Annotated in this window: 20 protein-coding genes; 13 read left to right on the forward strand and 7 right to left on the reverse strand. The window is 70.6% G+C overall.

Annotation, left to right across the window (positions count from 1 at the left end; all coding sequences use genetic code 11):
* Positions 1-25: 25 nt before the first annotated feature.
* Positions 26-2,164 (forward strand): ParB/RepB/Spo0J family partition protein, encoded by a 2,139-nt coding sequence (locus ACW176_RS13970; RefSeq protein ID WP_492109545.1) that lies wholly within the window; start codon positions 26-28, stop codon positions 2,162-2,164.
* 105 nt (positions 2,165-2,269) lie between these two features.
* Here the strand turns inward: ACW176_RS13970 and ACW176_RS13975 are convergent, their stop codons facing one another.
* On the reverse strand, positions 2,270-2,671 hold the full coding sequence (locus ACW176_RS13975; RefSeq protein WP_492109546.1) for a thermonuclease family protein: 402 nt from the start codon (positions 2,669-2,671) through the stop codon (positions 2,270-2,272).
* 336 nt (positions 2,672-3,007) lie between these two features.
* Complete coding sequence (locus ACW176_RS13980) at positions 3,008-3,247, reverse strand: hypothetical protein (protein WP_492109547.1); 240 nt, start codon at positions 3,245-3,247, stop codon at positions 3,008-3,010.
* Positions 3,248-3,341: 94 nt separating this feature from the next.
* On the opposite strand from ACW176_RS13980, the gene ACW176_RS13985 reads away from it, so the two are divergent.
* From ACW176_RS13985 to ACW176_RS13995, 3 genes are all read left to right on the forward strand, one after another.
* On the forward strand, positions 3,342-3,545 hold the full coding sequence (locus tag ACW176_RS13985; RefSeq protein ID WP_492109548.1) for a hypothetical protein: 204 nt from the start codon (positions 3,342-3,344) through the stop codon (positions 3,543-3,545).
* Positions 3,546-3,640: 95 nt separating this feature from the next.
* The gene (locus ACW176_RS13990; RefSeq protein WP_492109549.1) at positions 3,641-4,120 is read left to right on the forward strand and encodes a DUF736 domain-containing protein; all 480 of its coding nucleotides are present in this window, start codon (positions 3,641-3,643) and stop codon (positions 4,118-4,120) included.
* 65 nt (positions 4,121-4,185) lie between these two features.
* Positions 4,186-5,106, forward strand: a complete 921-nt coding sequence (locus ACW176_RS13995) for an ArdC family protein (RefSeq protein ID WP_492109550.1) — start codon at positions 4,186-4,188, stop codon at positions 5,104-5,106.
* Here the strand turns inward: ACW176_RS13995 and ACW176_RS14000 are convergent.
* On the reverse strand, positions 5,091-5,477 hold the full coding sequence (locus ACW176_RS14000) for a hypothetical protein (protein ID WP_492109551.1): 387 nt from the start codon (positions 5,475-5,477) through the stop codon (positions 5,091-5,093). The genes ACW176_RS13995 and ACW176_RS14000 overlap by 16 nt on opposite strands.
* A gap of 194 nt (positions 5,478-5,671) precedes the next feature.
* On the opposite strand from ACW176_RS14000, the gene ACW176_RS14005 reads away from it, so the two are divergent.
* From ACW176_RS14005 to ACW176_RS14015, 3 genes are all read left to right on the forward strand, one after another.
* On the forward strand, positions 5,672-6,085 hold the full coding sequence (locus ACW176_RS14005; protein WP_492109552.1) for an antitoxin Xre-like helix-turn-helix domain-containing protein: 414 nt from the start codon (positions 5,672-5,674) through the stop codon (positions 6,083-6,085).
* Positions 6,082-6,807, forward strand: coding sequence for an RES family NAD+ phosphorylase (locus ACW176_RS14010; protein WP_492109553.1), 726 nt, complete (start codon positions 6,082-6,084; stop codon positions 6,805-6,807). The genes ACW176_RS14005 and ACW176_RS14010 overlap by 4 nt, the downstream gene beginning before the upstream one ends.
* A gap of 315 nt (positions 6,808-7,122) precedes the next feature.
* Entirely contained in the window at positions 7,123-7,437 is a 315-nt protein-coding gene (locus tag ACW176_RS14015; RefSeq protein ID WP_492109554.1) for a DUF736 domain-containing protein, read from the forward strand.
* Positions 7,438-7,463: 26 nt separating this feature from the next.
* Here ACW176_RS14015 and ACW176_RS14020 read toward each other — a convergent pair whose 3' ends face one another.
* The gene (locus tag ACW176_RS14020) at positions 7,464-7,943 is read right to left on the reverse strand and encodes a DUF4158 domain-containing protein (RefSeq protein WP_492109555.1); all 480 of its coding nucleotides are present in this window, start codon (positions 7,941-7,943) and stop codon (positions 7,464-7,466) included.
* A 129-nt stretch (positions 7,944-8,072) separates the two neighbouring features.
* On the opposite strand from ACW176_RS14020, the gene ACW176_RS14025 reads away from it, so the two are divergent.
* Positions 8,073-8,723, forward strand: a complete 651-nt coding sequence (locus tag ACW176_RS14025; RefSeq protein ID WP_492109556.1) for a recombinase family protein — start codon at positions 8,073-8,075, stop codon at positions 8,721-8,723.
* A gap of 96 nt (positions 8,724-8,819) precedes the next feature.
* Here ACW176_RS14025 and ACW176_RS14030 read toward each other — a convergent pair whose 3' ends face one another.
* Complete coding sequence (locus ACW176_RS14030) at positions 8,820-9,401, reverse strand: cysteine hydrolase family protein (protein WP_492109557.1); 582 nt, start codon at positions 9,399-9,401, stop codon at positions 8,820-8,822.
* Between the two features lie 88 nt (positions 9,402-9,489).
* Between ACW176_RS14030 and ACW176_RS14035 the strand changes: the two genes are divergently transcribed.
* Together ACW176_RS14035 and ACW176_RS14040 are read left to right on the forward strand one after the other, a co-directional pair.
* Positions 9,490-10,431, forward strand: a complete 942-nt coding sequence (locus tag ACW176_RS14035) for a GlxA family transcriptional regulator (RefSeq protein WP_492109558.1) — start codon at positions 9,490-9,492, stop codon at positions 10,429-10,431.
* A gap of 387 nt (positions 10,432-10,818) precedes the next feature.
* Complete coding sequence (locus ACW176_RS14040; RefSeq protein WP_492109559.1) at positions 10,819-11,142, forward strand: DUF736 domain-containing protein; 324 nt, start codon at positions 10,819-10,821, stop codon at positions 11,140-11,142.
* Between the two features lie 26 nt (positions 11,143-11,168).
* On the opposite strand, the gene ACW176_RS14045 is transcribed toward ACW176_RS14040, so the two are convergent.
* Positions 11,169-11,657 (reverse strand): helix-turn-helix domain-containing protein, encoded by a 489-nt coding sequence (locus tag ACW176_RS14045; protein WP_492109560.1) that lies wholly within the window; start codon positions 11,655-11,657, stop codon positions 11,169-11,171.
* A gap of 361 nt (positions 11,658-12,018) precedes the next feature.
* On the opposite strand from ACW176_RS14045, the gene ACW176_RS14050 reads away from it, so the two are divergent.
* The 3 genes from ACW176_RS14050 (at position 12,019) to ACW176_RS14060 (ending at position 15,646) form a co-directional block, all read left to right on the forward strand.
* Positions 12,019-12,621 carry a GntR family transcriptional regulator gene (locus ACW176_RS14050; protein WP_492109561.1) on the forward strand — a complete coding sequence of 201 codons (603 nt, stop codon included), beginning with the start codon at positions 12,019-12,021 and terminating at the stop codon, positions 12,619-12,621.
* 624 nt (positions 12,622-13,245) lie between these two features.
* Positions 13,246-13,896, forward strand: coding sequence for a lasso peptide biosynthesis B2 protein (locus ACW176_RS14055; RefSeq protein ID WP_492109562.1), 651 nt, complete (start codon positions 13,246-13,248; stop codon positions 13,894-13,896).
* 1 nt (position 13,897) lies between these two features.
* Complete coding sequence (locus ACW176_RS14060) at positions 13,898-15,646, forward strand: asparagine synthase-related protein (protein ID WP_492109563.1); 1,749 nt, start codon at positions 13,898-13,900, stop codon at positions 15,644-15,646.
* On the opposite strand, the gene ACW176_RS14065 is transcribed toward ACW176_RS14060, so the two are convergent.
* Positions 15,598-18,189 carry an alpha/beta hydrolase family protein gene (locus tag ACW176_RS14065; protein WP_492109564.1) on the reverse strand — a complete coding sequence of 864 codons (2,592 nt, stop codon included), beginning with the start codon at positions 18,187-18,189 and terminating at the stop codon, positions 15,598-15,600. The genes ACW176_RS14060 and ACW176_RS14065 overlap by 49 nt on opposite strands.
* Positions 18,190-18,210: the final 21 nt, after the last annotated feature.

The raw sequence follows: 18,210 nt of genomic DNA on the forward strand, positions 1-18,210 counted from the left end.
GATCCCCTAGCCCAAGGAGGCAGACATGACCGTTCACGCCAAGATCGCGGCCGACCCGGCCGCGCAAACCGCCGCTCAGGCTTGCGCCTTGCTGGCCGAAAGCCAGGCCGAACGGCTTATCCCGCTGAGCAGGCTCAAGAAGAGTTTGCGCAATGTCCGCAAGGTCGAGCATGGCGACGCCGATATCGAGGCCTTCGCGGCCAGTCTCAAGGCCAGGGGTTTGCTGCAGAACCTCGTGGTTGAGCCGGAAATCCGCGATGGCGTCGCCACCGGTTCCTATCTCGTCACGGCGGGCGAGGGGCGTCGTCTGGGGCTCAAGCGGCTGGCCAAGCGGCGGCAGATCGCCAGGGACCATCTTGTCCGCTGCGTGGTGGATACGACCAACGACCCCGGCGAGGTGTCGCTGGACGAAAACACCAGCCGCCGCAGCATGCACCCGGCCGACGAATTCGAGGCCTTCGCCGAGCTTGCCGACCGCAAGGGCTGGGGGGCCGTCGAGATCGCCGCCCGATTCGGCGTCGCGCCCGAGGTCGTCACCCGCCGCCTTCGGCTGGGCGCCGTCGCCCCAGCCCTGCTGGAGGTCTATCGCCAGGACGGGCTGACGCTGGAGCAGCTGATGGCTTTTGCGGTCAATCCCGACGTGGAGCGGCAGATGGAGGTCTTCGCCCAGCTGCCCGAACACAACCGCCAGACCTATGCCATCCGCCGCGCGATGACGCAGACCAAGGTCGCGGCCGATGACCGCCGCGCCATCTTCGTCGGGGTCGAGGCCTATGCGGCCGCAGGCGGCGGCGTGTTGCGCGATCTCTTCACCGAGGGGCCGGGCTGGCTGGAGGATGTCGCCCTGCTCGACCGGTTGGTGGTCGAAAAGCTCGAAGGCCTCGCCACGCTGGTGCGCGACGAGGAGGGCTGGAAATGGTCGGCGGCCTATCTCGACCACCCGCACGGCCATGGCTGCCGCAGGGTCTGGGAGCAGCCTCTGGCCCGCTCGCCCGAGGTTCAGGCCCGCATCGACGCCCTGAGCGCCGAGCGCGACGCCCTGGTGGTGCGGATCGGTGAGACGGACGCGACGCCCGACGACGCCGATGCGCGTTTCGAGGCCCTTGAAGCCGAGCTGGCCGCGCTCGCCGCCGACTATGGCTACGCGCCGCAGGACAAGGTGCGCGCGGGCTTGTTCGTGGTTCTCAACGCCTATGGCGAGCCGCGTATCGAACGCGGCTTCGTGCGTCCCGAGGACGAGGACGAGCCCGCGCCGGAAGACGAGGCGTGTGACGACGGGGCCGACGATGCGGTGGCGGGCGAAGGGGAGACTGTCGGCGGTGACGGCGGCGATCCCGGCGACGACGGCGCGGGCGAGCGATCTGACGATGAGGCCGAAGCCGTGGGTGACCCCATGGCGCCCTTGCCCGCGCGGCTGGTCAGCGACCTCACCGCCCACAAGACCGCCGCCTTGCGCGATCTGGTCGGCCAGTCGCCCGACATGGCGCTGATCGCCCTGACCCATGCGCTGGTCCTGCAGACCTTCGGCTATCGACGGCCTCTGGCCTCCTGTCTCGATCTCCAGATCCTTTCGCGCGACCTGAGGGGCGATGGCGATGGGATCGAGGCCAGCCGGGCGGGGCAGGCCCTTGCCGAACGTCACGCGGGCTGGGCGCGGCAATTGCCCACCGAGGCGGGCGCGGTCTGGGCTTTCGTCCTGGGCCTCGACCACGACAGCCGCATGAGCCTGCTGGCCCATTGCGTCAGCCTGACGGTCAATGCCGTGCACGGCGTCGAACGCAGGCCCGGCGCCTGGCTGCACGCCGAGCGTCTGGCCGGCGCTCTGGCTCTGGACATGCGCGACTACTGGAGCCCGACCGCCGAGCGCTATCTGGGCCGGGTCACCAAGGCCCGCGTGCTGGCGGCGGTCGAGGAGGCGGTCTCGCCCGAGGCGGCGGGGCGGCTGGCCGGGCTGAAGAAGGACGCCCTCATCGAGGCCGCCCAGCCGTCTCTGATCGAAGCGCGGTGGTTGCCGTGTCCGCTGCGCGTCGAGCGTCCCGAGACCGGGGTGGCGCAGGGCGATCGCTCTGACGAGGACGCAGCGCCGCGCTCGCCGCCGGACGCGTCCGTAGAGGGGGAGCCGGTCGCGGACGATGGCGACGCGACCGATCAGGCCGTCGCATAGGACGGGGCGGGGGCGGCGCGAGCCGCTCCCGTCAAGTTCAGGGGTTTCGTAAGGCCGGGGCGGCCGATCCTTTGGGATCGGCCGCTTTCGGTTTCGCCCGCGCCGCTATGGGGCCACGGCCCACTGGCCGCGCCGGGCGTTGCGCGCCTCGGTTTCGGCGGCCTGATAGGCGCCCTTGCTGTAGCGTCGATACTCGGTGGCCAGGCCCGAACGGACCAGGGCCGCATTGAGGTCGGGCGAGTCGCTCGACCAGCAGCGGGCGACCGCGCGGCCGTAGCGGTCGCGGTCGACGATCCGGCAGCCGACCCGGCCGCGCGTCAGGTCGATCAGCAGGTCGCGGGCTTCATAGGCCAACGGCTCGGCGGGCGTCTGGCCGCGTCGCACCTCGGGCGCATCGACCCCGAACAGCCGGACCCGTTCAGTCCCGCAGCGCAGGGTGTCGCCGTCATGCACCGGGGGCGCGGTGCAGGCGATCACGGCGGCGGCGAGCAGGGACAGGGCGGTCATGGGGCCGTTCTAGATCGCTTCGCGCGCAACGCCATCGTCCCGATCGCAAGTTGGCCTCACAGGGCTCTTCGGAAACGGGATCGCGCGTTCGACATCCTGCTTGTGCGCGTCGGCCTGCGTCCTGGACAGGCGGTTGGCATGGACCAGGGGCGCCGCCGTTTGGCTCCGTCGCACGCCCCCGCCCGGATGGATCGCTTGGCGGGAGGTCGTTGCGCGGGGCATGCTGTTGACCGTCTTGGGACCCGCGCCCGCGCGGTCTCGTTGTTCAAGGCGGCGACCCGTTAAGGGCCGAGCAGGGCGACGCCTGGACCCGATGCGCGATCACCCAGGGACGGGTCAAGGCGCGGACGCCTCGGGCAGATCGACCAGGATCGGGCCCGTGACGCGGCGCAGCGTGGGAGGACGCGAGGTCTCATTCCGAAGTTTGGCCTGCGCGGCGCCTTGCCAGCCCCGCTCGCTGAAATCGAGGACCGCCCCGCCTGTCGGCGAGCGAAGAGGGCCGTCGACCTTGGCGGCCTTGGGCCGCGACCTGACCAGGCTGTGGGCGTCGTCGATCACGGCAAGAGTAGCGTTCACCGTCTCCTGAAACCAGGTTGGTCCGGCCTGGCCGGCGGCGCGTGGTCCTTGGCGTCAGGTTCCTGCAGGTCGCGTCGACTTTGGTCTGGCCGGAATGGCCCCAGATATCCTGGAGGCCGGCGTCGTTTTTCAACAGGGTTGGCCCGACCGACCTTTCATCGAGGTCAAGGGCGCTGACGACCGATCTCAGGTCATCGCCGTCCGCGTGGGCGGGGAAGGCGCCGATGGCGGCCATGGCGATCTCTCCAGGGCTCCGGTCCTGGCCCCGTCGACCGCGTCCTCTTCTGGCCTGATCTGACCGGGAGCCGGTCCGTCGCCGCAACCTCGCCGGCGCCTTTCTTCCCCTGGCCGGCGGCCCCGTGGGCCTTGGCCATTCCTCGCGAGACAAGAAACTTGCCGCCTTCGGTCCTCCGCTGGCGCTGCGGGCGCGCCCCCCAAGACCTGATCGCGGTCCAGCGGAGGCGGGCGCGCTGCGGGCCGGACTTCGGCCCCGGTCTGAAGATCGCCATCGAGGCCGCGATCGGCGCGGCCCGGCATCAGATCGGAGAGACCACCATGGCCACCATCGGCGCCTTCACCGCCAACGCGGACGGGTCCTATTCGGGCGCGATCCGCACCCTCAGCCTCAACGTCAAGACGGTCCAGTTCCGTCCCGTCGAGAAGACCGGCGAGCGTAGCCCGGACTTCCGGGTCTATTCCGGCCAGACCGAATTTGGCGCGGCCTGGAAGAAGACCAGCAAGGACAACAACGACTACCTGTCGGTGAAGCTGGACGATCCCAGCTTCTCCGAGGCGATGAACGCCGCCCTGGTCATGATCGACGGCGTCCACAGCCTGGTCTGGTCGCGGCCCAGCGCCGCCAAGGATGACTGACCCTTTCCGCCCCGCCGCCAGGCGGGGCGGCTCCCTTCCCCGATTTCAGCCCACAGGAGGCCGCGATGTCCCGCGCCACGGCTCAAACACGTCGGAACGCCAAGACGTCCGACAGCGATCTCTACACCCGCGTCACCCACCAGATCCTCGCCGACCTCGCCCAGGGCGTCCGCCCCTGGACCCGGCCCTGGGCCAGCGCCCATCCGGCCGGAAGCATCACCCGGCCCCTGCGCCACAACCGGATCCCCTATAGCGGCATCAACACGGTCCTGCTCTGGGCCCGGGCCCTGGAGGCCGGCTATGGCGCGCCGATCTGGATGACCTTCCGCCAGGCTCTCGAACTGGGCGGGTGCGTGCGACGGGGCGAGACGGCGACGACCATCGTCTACGCCAATCGCCTGTCCAGGACGCAGGCCGACGAGGACGGCCAGGATATCGAGCGATCGGTCCCGTTCCTGAAGGCCTATGCGGTGTTCAACATCGAGCAGATCGACGGCGTGCCGCAGAGCTTTGCGCCGGCCCCGGTCGATCCCTTGCCCCAGAGCGCCCGCGTCGCCCAGGCCGAGACCTTTTTCCAGACCTTGGGCGCCCGGATTGTCCACGCCGGCGACGAGGCCTATTACGCGCCCGGCCCCGATCGCATCCAGATGCCGCACTTCGAGGCCTTCCAGTCGGGCGAGGACTATTACGCCACCCTAGCCCATGAGAGCGTCCACTGGACCCGCCACTCGTCCCGTCTGGATCGGGATCTGGGCCGCAAGACCGCCGGCGACGCGGGCTATGCCCGCGAGGAACTGGTCGCCGAGCTGGGCGCGGCCTTCCTGTGCGCGGACCTGGGCCTGGAGTTGACCCCGCGTCCCGACCACGCCGCCTATATCGGCGCCTGGCTCGAGGTCCTGGGGGCCGACAAGCGGGCGATCTTCAGCGCCGCCGCCCACGCCCAGCGGGCGGTGGACTACCTCAAGGGGCTTCAGGCCCCGCCGTAGAGCGGGGCCGGGTCGGCGCGCCCGCCGGGCGCGTCGATGCGATCCTCGTCTCCGGCCCGCTCGTCCGGATGCAGGGTCCAGCGGATCGGCGGCGAGCCGACGCCCGGGTTCAGCTCGCCCGGGGTCTGCTGGGAGCCGGCCAGGTGAACGAGCAGCTCGTTCATGCCGTGCTCCATCGCCCAATCCCAGCGCGGGTGGCTGCTGTCGGCGGCGCGGCTGATATCGGCGACCGGTTCGAGATGCAGAATGGTGCGACCGCCGTCGGGGTCGCGGCGTGCGAAGGCGAACACGCCGCCCCCGCGCACGAAACGGCCGTCGTGCTGGTAGAGGCTCATGAAGGCCACGCCATAGATTTCGACGTCTTCGGACATGGGGCGACCCCGGGGTGGGTTAAGGGCGGTTGGTGAGAACAGAATAAGAACACGGCCGGGCGCCGGAGTCGAATCCCGCCGACGGAGGGGTAGCGGAGTGAGCTGAGCGGCCAACCGGGCGACCCCGTTTCGCAGGGCGCGTTGGTTGCCATATGGCAACGAAGTGCTTATATGTTGCCAGTAGGAGGTCCGCCATGACCGTCATGACCCTGATCGACACCCAGCCGCGCGATTTCGTGGCCACGCCCATTACCGACGCCGAAGGCGCGGCGATGTTCCGCGCCGCAGTCAATCTGCTGCGCCTGTGGAGCGTGACCGACGAGGAGGCCGCCATCCTGCTGGATCTGCCGGTGCGGTCCTACCGCCGTTGGAAGGCCGGCGAGATCGGCCGCATCGATCGCGACACCAAGGCGCGCCTCTCCAACCTGATGGGCATCCACAAGGCCCTGCGGATCATCTTCACCGAGCCGCAGCGCGCCTATGGCTGGATCAAGGCCCCCAACACCGTCTTTGGCGGGGTCAGCGCCCTGCAGGTCATGCTCGGCGGCGAGCTGACCGACCTGATGCGCGTGCGCCGCTATCTCGACACCGAGCGCGGCGGCTGGTGATCGCCCTGGACGGCCTGCCGATGGCACAGATCGCCTGGCGCGGGGCGGTGCGCATCATCCGCAGCGTCTTTCCGCCGATCGATCTCTTCGAGGACATCGCCGATCCGGCCGACTGGCCGTTGCTGATCGCCGCCGAGCAGAAGACCAATCCGCGCCTGATGGAGACCATCGGCAATCTCGACCTGGTGCCTGCCGAACGGCGCGTCTCCGGGCCGGGGACCAGCTTTCTGATGGCGCCCTTCACCCATGTCGGTCCCGACCGGCCCAGCCGGTTCAGCGCCGGGGCCTTTGGCGTCCTTTATGCCGGCGACCGCTTCGAGGTGGCCCTGCTGGAGACCGTGCATCACCACCAGCGGCTGATGGCCGCCACCGCCCAGGCGCCCGGCTGGACCTCGCAGTTTCGGGAACTGGTGTTGGATGTCGAGGCGCGGCTGCACGATCTGCGCGGCGAGGATGCGGCCATCGCCCCGGCCCTCGATCCGGACGACTACGCCGTCAGCCAGCCCCTCGGGGCTCAGCTGCGGGCGGCCGGATCGCAAGGGGTGGTCTATTCCAGCCTGCGTTATCGGGACGGGGCGTGCGTGGGCCTGTTCTATCCGGACCTGGCGAGCCCGCCGCTTCAGGGCCGGCATCTGGACTATCACTGGGACGGCGAGCGGGTCGATCTGGTCCGTGTCCCGGCCCTGGACGGGGCGTCCCAGCAGGTCTTCCGTCTCGACTAGGCGCCTAGGGCAGCGTCTAGACCGCCTTCCGGGTGGCGGGTGGCGGGTGGCGGGTGGCGTCAAGGCGGCGCGGGCTTGCCCCGCCGTTTTCACGCCACGGCCTGTCTTGATATCCACGGCGGCCAGGGGTGGTTGAGGCGCAAAAGGCCATGGGGCACAACGGTTTGGCGGGATCGACGCGGACGCCGCCAACCACCCCCCGCCGGGCGTAACCCGCGCTCCCGCAGCCCGCCGTCGCGGCCTCCCCCCACGCGACGGCGGGTCCCCTGGCGGTCCGTTGACGGGCCTGCGCGAGGCGGGGGCGGAGAGACCCTCATGACCCTCATCGGACACCTGCGCCGCGACGGCGACGACTTCGTTGGCCGCCTGACCACCCTCAGCCTGGATCGCGGCCTGCGCCTGACGCCGACCCTGCGGGGCCAGCCCGGCCGGGGGCCAGACTTCCTGGCCCTGTCCGACGGCGGCGAATGCGGTGCGGCCTGGCGCGCGGCCGAGACCAGCGGCGCCCTGCTCAGCGTCAAGATCGATGACCCCGCCTTCGCCGAGCCGGTCCACGCCCGGCTGATGGCCAGCGATGAGGGTATCCATCCCCTGGTCTGGATACGCCGAACCGATCCGCCGCCCGCCTAGGCCGGCGGCGCCCAGGGGAAGCGTTTTCAGGGGTCACCGGGCTTGTCCGTATAGAGTCGGGTGATGGCCTGTTCCAACCAGCGCTCGGCGGCGTTGTCGCGGCGACGCAGATGTTCGCTCATCCCCAGCGCCAGCATCGATCGCAAGTCGGTTCGGTCGAAGGCGCGCAGACCGAGATACGCTTCGATCTCCGCGCGATGCTCGCGCAGCGTCGTCGCGCGAGCAGAATAGTCGGCGAAGTCGTCGGTTCGGCAACCGATCTGGTCGGCAAGCAGCGACAGCATGGCGGCAGGCACCGCCTCACCCGGCAGCAGCGCACGCCCCGGATGGCGCAGGTAGCAGAGTTGCACCGCATAGCCGAGCCGGTTCGGTCCGCGCCGGCGCCGCGACACCTGTCCGAGGTCATCGGGGCCGAGCGTATAGAGCCGTTCGATCGTCGCCCGGTCGGCAGGCGGATCGAAGATCGCACTGCGCTGCGCGGGCGACAATATGGTCCTGGACGGCATCGGCTTCCTGTTCGTCACGCAACATGAAAGCGGCCCTGTTCACGGAGCGTAGACCACAATACGGGTTATGTGACATTATGACGATCAATCGACGGGCAATGCCGCTCCGTCACGCAGACGGACGAATATGTGACGACGCTGATCGGCTATGCTCGGGTTTCCAAAGCTGACGGCAGCCAGGTCCACGACCTGCAGCGGGACGCGTTGATCTGTGTCGGTGTCGATCCTGACCACATATACGAGGATGCAGCCTCGGGGCGGCGCGACGATCGCCCTGGGCTCGCGGCCGCCCTCAAGGCGCTGCGGTACGGTGACACGCTGGTCGTGTGGAAGCTCGACAGGCTCGGTCGTGACCTGCGCCATCTCGTCAACACGGTCGGCGACCTCACCAAGCGGGGGGTCGGCCTGAAGGTGCTCGCTGGCGAAGGTGCTTCGATTGACACCACGACGGCCAATGGTCGGCTGGTGTTCGCTATCTTCGCCGGGCTGGCCGAGTTCGAGCGCGAACTGATCGTCGAGCGCACCAAGGCGGGGCTGGCGTCCGCCCGCGCGCGTGGGCGACATGGTGGTCGCCCTTTCAAGATGACGACGGCCAAGCTCCGGCTGGCGCAGGCGGCGATGGGCAAGCCCGAGACCAAGGTCGCCGAGCTGTGCGCGGAACTCGGAGTTACCCGGCAGACCCTCTACCGGCATGTCACTCCCGATGGCCTACTCAGGCCCGATGGTGAGAAACTGCTCAACCGCAAAGCTGTCAGAAATAGTGCGCCGACCGACGAGTGACGCCACATTATTTCGCTAGCGCACCAGTCAGCCCGGCGGCGATGCCGAGGTAACAGCCGCGCCATCAGCCGTTTCCGCAGCGATCCGCCCATGGTGCTAAGCGGCGACCAGCGGTTCGCGCGTTTCTAAGGCGCGCAGTACGTCATCGGTGCTGAGGATCGTGGCGAACTCTTCTGCCAGGTCGCTGAGCGCGGCGGCGTGAACTTCGGCCGCAGGTCGCATCTTTCCGTCCAGACCGAGCCGGTCGAACGTCGCCGTCGCATCCTCGACCAGGTACACGGTGAAGCCTAGATTTCCCGCCATGCGAACCGTGGTGGAGACACAATGGTTCGTCGTCAGGCCGATCACGACGAGCGTATCCACGCCCGCGTCGCGCAAATCCTGTTCCAAGCTTGTCCCAATGAAGGCGCTATTAACCCCTTTGACGTGGACCGGCTCGCCAGACGCAGGCACGGCCTCAGGCTTGGGATCATAGCCGAGCGTACCTTGGAAAAAGGTGCCCGCGGGGGATCGGGATGAATGGTGGATGTGCCGGACAGGCCGCCCATCGTGCCGCCAGGCGGCGATCAGCCGGGCGATGTTGGCTTCCGCGGCAGGGTTGTTGCGCGGTCCCCAAGACGCATCGAGAAAGCCCCGTTGAACGTCGATCACGAGCAGGGTGGCGTTGGTCGGCAACATCGGCTTGTCCTTTGAACGATAGGGATGACGGTGCGATTTTAGCGAAAGCGCGCTTGGCGCAAAGGACGACGATCCCTTAGAAAGGGACATGGCTCATTACATCGGCTTCTATGTTCCACCTCGCCATCAGCTCCTTGACCTGGCGGGACCGCTGGACGCCTTCGACGCCGCCAACGCCGCGGCGGGGCGGCAGCTCTACAGGTGGCGCATCCTGTCACGGGCCGGCGGGCTGATGACGAGCGGCGCGGGCTTGCCGATCAAGACGAGACTGGCTGACGATGCCGCACTGGACACACTGCTGGTGATCGGCGGCGCGATCGACGCCATGCGCCGTAGGGATGAGATCGCGACCGTGCGACGGCTTGCCGGTCGCGTCACCCGGACCGCGAGCATATGCACGGGCGCGTTCCTGCTCGCCGGGGCGGGGTTACTGGACGGCAGGCGGGCGACGACGCATTGGTCGCGCGCGCGCGAGCTACAGGAAAGCTTCCCGGCCGTGTCGGTCGAGGCGGACCGCATCTATGTCGCTGATGGGCCGGTATGGACGTCGGCCGGCATCACCGCCGGCATCGACCTTGCGCTGGCGCTGATCGAGGCGGACCACGGCGTCGAGCTGGCGCGCCGGGTATCGCGCGAGCTGGTCGTCTATCACCGGCGGCCGGGCGGTCAGTCACAGTTCTCCGCCTTGTCTCAGATGGAACCCGAGTCCGACCGGATGCGGATCGCGCTCGCCTTCGTGCGCGCGCACCTGTCGGAGCCGCTGCCGATCGAGCGACTGGCGGACGCAGCGAGGCTCAGCCCGCGCCAGTTCGGGCGCGCGTTCCGGAAGGAGACCGGGGAGACCCCCGCCAAGGCGATCGAGCGGTTGCGCACCGAAGCGGCCTATCTACGCCTTCAGGACGGATCGGAGCCAGTGGATGTGATTGCCCGCGCGGTCGGGTTCAACGACCCCGAGCGGATGCGTCGGGCGTTCGTGACCCGCTATGGGCAACCCCCGCAAGCGATACGGCGCATGGCGCGTCCGCTTTGACATATCTAGTGCGGTAGCTCTTCTAGGCCTGAGATGCTTGTCGCCTCACCATCAGCCGTCGCTGTCCCCGCCAATAGCTTAGCGTACGTTTTTGGACCTTCTCTCACCGGCCCCTTTTGGGTCGTGGGGAACCGAGGGGCGACGGCGGCGCGCCCGCCGTTTCCACGCCACGGCCTGTCTTGATATCTACGGCGGTCAGGGGTGGTTGAGACGCAAAAGGCCATGGGTCACAACGGTTTGGCGGGATCGACGCGGACGCCGCCAACCACCCCCGCCGGGCGTAACCCGCGCTCCCGCAGCCCGCCGTCGCGGCCTCCCCCCACGCGACGGCGGGTCCCCTGGCGGTCCGTTGACGGACCCGCGCGAGGCGGGGGCGGAGAGACCCTCATGACCCTCATGACCCTCATCGGACACCTGCGCCGCGACGGCGACGACTTCGTTGGCCGCCTGACCACCCTCAGCCTGGATCGCGGCCTGCGCCTGACGCCGACCCTGCGGGGCCAGCCCGGCCGCGGACCAGACTTCCTGGCCCTGTCCGACGGCGGCGAATGCGGCGCCGCCTGGCGCGCGGCCGAGACCAGCGGCGCCCTGCTCAGTGTCAAGATCGATGACCCCGCCTTCGCCGAGCCGGTCCACGCCCGGCTGATGGCCAGCGATGAGGGCATCCATCCCCTGGTGTGGATACGCCGAACCGATCCGCCGCCCGCCTAGGCCGGCGGCGCCCAGGGGAAGCGTTTTCAGGGGTCACCGGGCTTGTCGGTATAGAGCCGGGTGATGGCCTGTTCCAACCAGCGCTCGGCGGCGTTGTCGCGGCGACGCAGATGTTCGCTCATCTCTTCGCAGGCGTGACGCAGGGCCTGGAGCATGACGCCGGCGGGGAGGGTGGCCACGAGATCGCCCTCCCTGGCCTGGAACTCATCAAAGGCGATCCACTGAATCATCGCCGCCTTGTTCTCCATGGCGCGCAGCGCCGTGTCGATCGATCCGAACATGACCCCCAGAAGGATCGCCACCGGATCGCTACGCGTCGCCTGCGCGAACCGGCGGATCTTCTCCAGGTCCAGCCGCCCACGTCCGGCCTCGAAGTTCTCATAGGTCCTCTGCGCCATGCCCATGGCCTGCGCCACCTCGGCCGGCCGCATCCGACGCTCGAGGCGAATGGTCTTGAGGATCGTCGACACCAGCCGGGCCTGGGTCTGGAGACTGTTGGTTGACGACGACGCCATGCGAAACCACCCGATGCTACTCAACTCAAAAGCGTACCAAATTGTTCCGCCTTGTGCGGATGATCAAGATCGCGCCGCGACGGGGCTCGCGCCGGGCGGCGGTGGGGCCCGCGCGAAGGGCCGGCGGGCGGCCTCTGCGGCGAGCGCCGGGAACAGCCGCAGCCTTTGGGGGAAACGCCCGCAACACATCGGACCGCGCCGTCCGGTTCGTTGCGGCGGCGACCGGCGTCCGGCGACATTGCCTTGTCAGCGCCCCGGGCGGGGCCTTGGGCGGCGGGCCCGGGGTCTCGGGGACTGGACGTTCGCGGCGCGCGGGGCTGGACTGTTTGCGCAGAGGGACGGGCCCAAACGAGGAGGATGCTTGGGACGCTTTCGGGAACCCTATGGTCTGGTGGTCTCCAGCGTTCGCGCCCGGCTCGCGGCCGGCGCGTGCGCGCCGGGTGAGCCCCTGCCGATCAACCTTCTGGCCCGTGATCTGGCCGTCAGCCAGACACCGGTGCGCGAAGCCCTGGCGCAGCTGGCCGGGGAGGGGCTGATCGAGCGCACGCCCAGCGGTTACGCCGTCCCCCGGCTGGCCGCCGAGGATCTGGCCGACCTCTATCGATTGCTTGGGGTCTATCTCGACGCGGCCGCGTCGGGTTCGCGGCCGATCGTGGCCGATCCGGTCGACGATCCGCGCCAGGCCCTGTCGTCAGCGCTCGATGCGGCCGTGGCGGCCCTGGGCAATGGCGCCCTGTCGCGGGCCTATGCGCGGACCCGGGCGCGACTGGCGCCGTTCTCGCTGCGGGAAGCAGCGGTTCTGGACGATGTCGCGACAGAGGCCCTGCGCCTTCTGGATCAGCTGAATAACCCGCTGCGCCGCATCCGGCGGGCGGCGCTCGCCCGCTACCTCCAGCGCCGGATTCTGGCCAGCCGCGCCCTGATCGCCGCCGCCGCCGCCCCGCCGGATATGGGCCGGATATAGTTTGCATATAGCCGCCCCCGGCCGCCGACTTGGGCGTCGCGCTGTTGCGACCAAACGCCAAGGAGGCAGTCATGATCAAGCTCATCGCCCTGGGATCGGCCCGGCGCCTGACCCGCACGTCGGACATCGTCGGTGATCCCGAGCCGCTCAACCCCCTGGAACGCTACCAGCAGGGCTGAACGGCGCGGCCGGCGGCGGTCAAGGCCGCCGCCGGCCGTTTTCGCGTCGGCCCAGGGGCCGGACGGGGCGGTCAGATATGCGCCGGATATAGTTTGCATATAGCCGCCCCCGGTCCCGGACTTGACCCCGTCGCAACACCGCGACGCACCCCAAGGTCCCAAGGAGGCCATCATGCTCAAGATCATCGCGCTCGGCTCGGCCCGGCGCCTGACCCGCTCGTCCGACATTCCCGGCGATCCCGAACCGCTCAACCCCATGGAGCGCTTCGCGCAAGGCTAGGCGCCAAGCCCGGCGGCGACTGCGGGCGTCGCCGGGCCATCGTCAGGCGCGCGCCGCGTCGGGCCGGCGCGCCCCCGGGGGTGGCGTCGCGCGGGTTTGGCTTCGCTCGGTTCGGGCCGCTGCTTTGCGGCGCCGCTTGGCAAACGGTTTGAGCAAGGAGTGACCATGCAGCTCTATCTGGCTCCGGAGGTTCACGCTGTCACGGTTGATCGTGACCTGGTCTTTCTGGACGTTGCTGCGGACGCCTATTTTTGCATCGCGGACGGCGCTGAGGCCGTGGCTCTGGACGCCGGCGGCGGGGTTCGGGCTCTGGCCGCGTCGGCGACCGGGGCGCTGCTCGAGGCGGGCCTGCTGGCCCTCTCGCCGCCGCCGCCGACCCTTCGCGCCCCTGGCATCGTGGCCCGCTCGTCGCGCGATCCCGCCCTGGCTTGCGCCGCGCCCCTGTCGTCATCGCGCCTGTGGTCGGCGGTCCTGCCGGCCATGGTCGAAGCCGTCGGCGACCGGGGCCGCACCCTGCGCGACCTGCTGGTCCGCGCCCGGGCCCATCAAACGCCTGTCCTCGCCCCGACGCCGGCGCTGCTGGCCGCCGTCCAGGGCTTTGAGGCCTTGCGGCCCTGGCTGCCGCTGGAGGGGGAGTGTCTGCAACGCAGCGCCCTGTTGCTGGGAGTCCTGCGCCGGCTGGGCCTTTCGGCGCGCTGGGTGTTTGGCGTGCGCACCTGGCCGTTCCGCGCCCATTGCTGGCTCCAGGTCGAGGACATCGTGCTGGCCGATGAGGCCGAACGGGTGGCGGCCTATCATCCGATCCTGGTGGTCTAGGATGGGCGATTACCTGGTCCTGACCTGGCCCCATGGCGCCCCGCCGGCCGCCGCGCAGCAGGCCCGGGCGGCCCTGGCGCGGGAGCCGGGCTGGAGCCTGGCGCTCGACGGCCATGAGCTTTGCGTCTTTGTCGGCGGTTCTACGCCGCCGCCGCTGGTCTGGACCGGGGGCGCGGTGGTGATCGGCGAGGTGTTTGACGCCGCCGCCGCGCGTCGCGGCCAGGGCGCGGCGCTGGGCCTTCGCGGAGGTGACCGCCCCGCTGAGGCGCTCTTTACGCGCCTGACCACGCGGGGCTTTGGCGCCTGGGTCGCCGTCGCCCCGACCCCGTCGGGCCGGCCCGACGTGGCGCGCGATCCCCTGGGACAGCGCGAGGCGGTGATCTGGCGACGGGGGGAGGTCGTCTTCATCGGCTCGCGCCTGCCGCTGGCGCGCGAGGCTCGGCCCGCCGACCTGGCCGTTGACTGGCCCGCCCTAGGCCGCCTGCTGCGCCAGAAGGCCCTGACGAGCGCTGTTCTGCCCCTGGTCGGGCTGGACAGCCTCGCCCCCGGGGAGGTCCTGCTGGGCGGCCGGCGCATCAGCCTCTGGACCCCGGCCGGCGTCGTGCGCGCTGCGCGCAGGACGGGGCCCCCGTCGGAGGAGGCTCTGGCGCGGGTCATCGATGGGAGCGTCACCGCCCTGTCGGCGAACCGGCGTCCGGTGCTTTGCGAGATCTCCGGCGGGCTGGACTCGGCCATTGTCGCCTCGGCCCTCGAGCGCTCAGGCGCGCGCGTCACCGGCGCGGTCAATCACTACTGGCGCGAGGTCGAGGCCGATGAGCGCCGGTTTGCCCAGGCTGTGGCCGATCAGGCCGGCTGGCCCCTGGCGACGGTGGCGCGCGGGCTGCTGCAGCTGGATGCGGAGAAGGTCGCCCACGCCACCGCCACCCTGCGGCCCAGCTGGAACGCCGTCGATCCCGATCATGACGCCGACCTGGCCGCGCGGCTGCGGCTGGACGGGGCGCGGATGCTGATGACCGGCCAGGGCGGTGACGCTGTCTTCTGCCAGATGGCGCCGCATCAGATGGTGGTGGACCTGCTGCGCTCGCCGGGCGCAGATCTGGCGGGGGGCCTGGCCCACCTGTCGCGACGAACCCAGAGGTCGATCTGGCGGCTGCTGGCCGGCGCGCCGTCGGCGGCCCTGCGGCCCCCTGGCCTGGCGTCGCCGCCGCCGTTCGCCGTCGGCGGCGGCCGCGATCCCCATCCCTGGCTCCGCGATCTTGCGGGCATTGCACCGGGCAAGGCGATCCAGATCCGGGCCCTGGTCGCCAATCTGAGCGTGTTTGGCGATTGTCCGCGCGCCCGGGCCGGGGATCTTGTCCATCCGCTGCTCGCCCAGCCGGTGGTCGAGACCTGCCTGGCGATCCCGACCCCGATCCTGGCCCTGGGCGCCGGCGACCGGCCCTTCGCCCGCGCCGCCTTTGCCGACCGACTGCCGGCGATCATCCGCGACCGCCGCGCCAAAAGCGACCTGTCGGCGTTTTTCAGTCAGAGCCTGGCGGCCAGCCTCGACTTTCTCGGGCCCTTCCTGCTGCAGGGGCGGCTGGCCGAGCACGGCCTGATCGACCGGGATCGACTGGCGCCCCTGCTCGACGCCGGCCAGCTGATCCAGGAGGACCATGCCGGCGCCCTGTTCGCGGCGGTCATGCTCGAAGGCTGGGCCCGTCACTGGAGCGCCCTATCCGACGAGGGGCGCGAGGGGGGCGGATCCTGAGGCCGATTCCTCAGGTGACGGTCCAGAAAGCCAAACACCCGAGTGTACTCGTCCCGGACATTGGCCGGGCCCTGAATGATGTGACCCTCGCCGCGATAGGTGACCAGCACCGCGTCCTTGTTCTGCCGATAAAGGGCGGCAAACAGCCCCTGGGGTTGCGACAGGTCCTTGTCGAGGTCGCCATGGATCAGCAGCACCGGGGCGGTGATCCGGTCTGCCCGGACGATCGGGGAATTGCGCAGATAGCGCTGCGGGTCGACCCAGGGCGGCGCGCCCATGCGCCCCTGGCCGGTCTCGAACCAGCCCGCCGAGGGGGCGATCGGCAGGCCGACCTCGGGCGCGGCGGCGGCCAGCGGACCGATGCGGCCATAGTAGCTGAGCAGGTTCGAGGCCGAGGCCGAGGCGATAGTCGCCGAGAAGCGCCGGCTCTGGGTGGCGGCGGCCAGGGCGGCATAGCCGCCATAGGAGTGGCCCCAGATCGCCACCCGCCGGGGATCGACGGCGGTCTGAGCGGCGGCCGCGTCGACCACCTGGAGGATCTGCTCGGCCAGGCCGTCCATCGGCTCGCCCTGGGCTGGGTAGGGCAGGCTGGGGACCAGCACCGCATAGCCCCGGGCGGCGATCACCTGGGCGTTCGCCGAAAACCGCAGGCTGCCCGGCGCTTGGCCGGCCGGCGGCCCCGCATGGGTCTCGCCCGGATAGGGGATCACCACCAGCGGCGCGCGTCCTTCCCGGGACAGCGGCCCGGAGGGTGGATAGAGCCAGCTGGTCAGGGCCTGGCCGTCCGGGCCGACATGGCGGATCGGGGCGGGCCGCGACACCGCCACCCCGGCCAGCCCAGAATTGAGGGTCAGGAGCCGGCGCCGGGCCTGGCCGGGGCGGACGAGCCACACCGACTGCACGCCCCGGTCATCGGTGGTCTGGGTGACGGCGGCCAGGCCCTGGGCGCTGAGGGCCTGCGGGACGTCGTCGACGCCCAGGGTGACCGCGCCGCCGCCCTGAAGCGGGGCCAGACGCCGGCCGGCCGGGCCCGGGGTGATCACCGCCAGCTCCTGCGCCGGGCGCGGCGTCGCCGCCAGCCGCACGGTGCGGCCCGTCAGCCGCTGGACCCGGCCCGTGGCGATCGGGGTCAGCGCGCCCTCCAACGACACTGCAAACACCGCCTCACCGCAGGCCATCAGCGGGCTTGAGCCCGACAGCCCGACCAGGCGCATTTCGCCCCCGTTCGGGCAGGGGGGCAGGGCGCGGGGACCGTCGCGCTCAAGCCGCCACCAGCCAGTCCGGGACGGGCCCGAGACCGGCTGCGCCGGGATCAGCGGCGTCTCGCCCAGCCAGGTTCCGCTGGCCCCCAGGCCGTGGTCGGGCGTGGGCGCCAGCACAGGCCTTAGCCCCGGCGTTTGGAGCGCCACGGCGGCGCCGCGCGTCGGGACGCGCCAATAGGCGGCGGGCCTGACCCCGGCTAGGCCGCGATCATGGATCAGCAGGGTCTGGCCGCTGGCGCTCCAGGCCAGCAGCCGGGCGTCCAGATCACAGGTCGGGCAGGGCGCGCGGGCTTCCAGGGTCGCCAGATCGAGCAGGGTCAGGGCGCGGCGACGAAATGGCGTGCCGGTCGATAGCAGGCCGGGGCCCAGGGCCAGATCTTCGGCCTCGGCCAGGGCGGCGACATGGCCGCCGCCCGGCGCGATCTCCAGATCGACGAAGGCGCCGCGCGCCAAGGCCGTCGCCCCGCCGCCCCGCAGATCGATCCGCACCAGGGCGCTGGGGCTGGCCTGAGGGCGCGCGTCGCGATAGGCGCCGCTGCCCAGCACCACGCCGGAATAGCGTCCGGCCGCCGCCTGCGCCCAGGCCCGGGTGGTGCGCTCCTGGACCAGCCAGCCCAGACCAAGGCCCGATCCCGGCGTATCTTGCGCCTGGTCGATGGCGATCAGCTCGTCCTCGTTGCGCCAGGCCACGGTGCGGCCCCAGACATCCAGCGGCGGCGAAACGCCCAGCCAGGTGACCGCGCCGGTCTCCAGGGTCGCCACCCCCAGTTCCAGGGCCCGTCCCTGCAGGCGCAGCACCGCCAGGCGCTGGCCGGACGGGGACAGGGGACCGGCCGTATAGCCAACCCCCGCCGCCTGCGGAAAGGCCGGGCGGGGCAGGGCGTCGCTGAGCGTAAGATCGACACGCGTCACCTGGCCCAGGCCCAGCCGGCCCCAGCTGTCCAGATCAAACCGCGCTTGAGCGTCCCAGCGGTCATAGGTCTGCAGCACCGCCCAGCGACCGTCCGGAGCGATCGCCGCCGGCCCCAGGCTTTCCAGGGCCAGAAGGTCGTCGACGCTGTAGGGGCGGCGCGCGTCGGCCGCCTCGCCGGTCCCGGGGACAGCCCGGTCGCCGGTCGGGCTAGTGATCGCAGGGCCTTGCCAGACACCCGTTTGGGCGTCCGCTGCGGCGACAGCCGGGGCCCCGGCCGGGGCTAGGATCGGCGAGCTTACGGCGTGAACAGGCGGCGAACCGGCCAGACTCAGGGCGCAGGCGATCGCCAGCGGCGGCGCGCGTCGCATGGGAGACGTCCTTTTATCGGA

The organism is Caulobacter sp. FV1ye13L (genome assembly GCF_058681155.1).

Bases quoted from the DNA above. Each gene is read 5' to 3' on its own strand.
- ACW176_RS14005 (WP_492109552.1), top strand. From the start codon at position 5,672: ATGACCGTCATGACCCTGATCGACACCCAGCCGCGCGATTTCGTGGCC.
- ACW176_RS14035 (WP_492109558.1), top strand. From the start codon at position 9,490: ATGGCTCATTACATCGGCTTCTATGTTCCACCTCGCCATCAGCTCCTT.
- ACW176_RS13985 (WP_492109548.1), top strand. From the start codon at position 3,342: ATGGCCCCAGATATCCTGGAGGCCGGCGTCGTTTTTCAACAGGGTTGG.
- ACW176_RS14065 (WP_492109564.1), bottom strand. From the start codon at position 18,189: ATGCGACGCGCGCCGCCGCTGGCGATCGCCTGCGCCCTGAGTCTGGCC.
- ACW176_RS14000 (WP_492109551.1), bottom strand. From the start codon at position 5,477: ATGTCCGAAGACGTCGAAATCTATGGCGTGGCCTTCATGAGCCTCTAC.
- ACW176_RS14040 (WP_492109559.1), top strand. From the start codon at position 10,819: ATGACCCTCATGACCCTCATCGGACACCTGCGCCGCGACGGCGACGAC.
- ACW176_RS14030 (WP_492109557.1), bottom strand. From the start codon at position 9,401: ATGTTGCCGACCAACGCCACCCTGCTCGTGATCGACGTTCAACGGGGC.
- ACW176_RS14045 (WP_492109560.1), bottom strand. From the start codon at position 11,657: ATGGCGTCGTCGTCAACCAACAGTCTCCAGACCCAGGCCCGGCTGGTG.
- ACW176_RS13995 (WP_492109550.1), top strand. From the start codon at position 4,186: ATGTCCCGCGCCACGGCTCAAACACGTCGGAACGCCAAGACGTCCGAC.
- ACW176_RS14055 (WP_492109562.1), top strand. From the start codon at position 13,246: ATGCAGCTCTATCTGGCTCCGGAGGTTCACGCTGTCACGGTTGATCGT.
- ACW176_RS13970 (WP_492109545.1), top strand. From the start codon at position 26: ATGACCGTTCACGCCAAGATCGCGGCCGACCCGGCCGCGCAAACCGCC.
- ACW176_RS13975 (WP_492109546.1), bottom strand. From the start codon at position 2,671: ATGACCGCCCTGTCCCTGCTCGCCGCCGCCGTGATCGCCTGCACCGCG.
- ACW176_RS14015 (WP_492109554.1), top strand. From the start codon at position 7,123: ATGACCCTCATCGGACACCTGCGCCGCGACGGCGACGACTTCGTTGGC.
- ACW176_RS14020 (WP_492109555.1), bottom strand. From the start codon at position 7,943: ATGCCGTCCAGGACCATATTGTCGCCCGCGCAGCGCAGTGCGATCTTC.
- ACW176_RS14060 (WP_492109563.1), top strand. From the start codon at position 13,898: ATGGGCGATTACCTGGTCCTGACCTGGCCCCATGGCGCCCCGCCGGCC.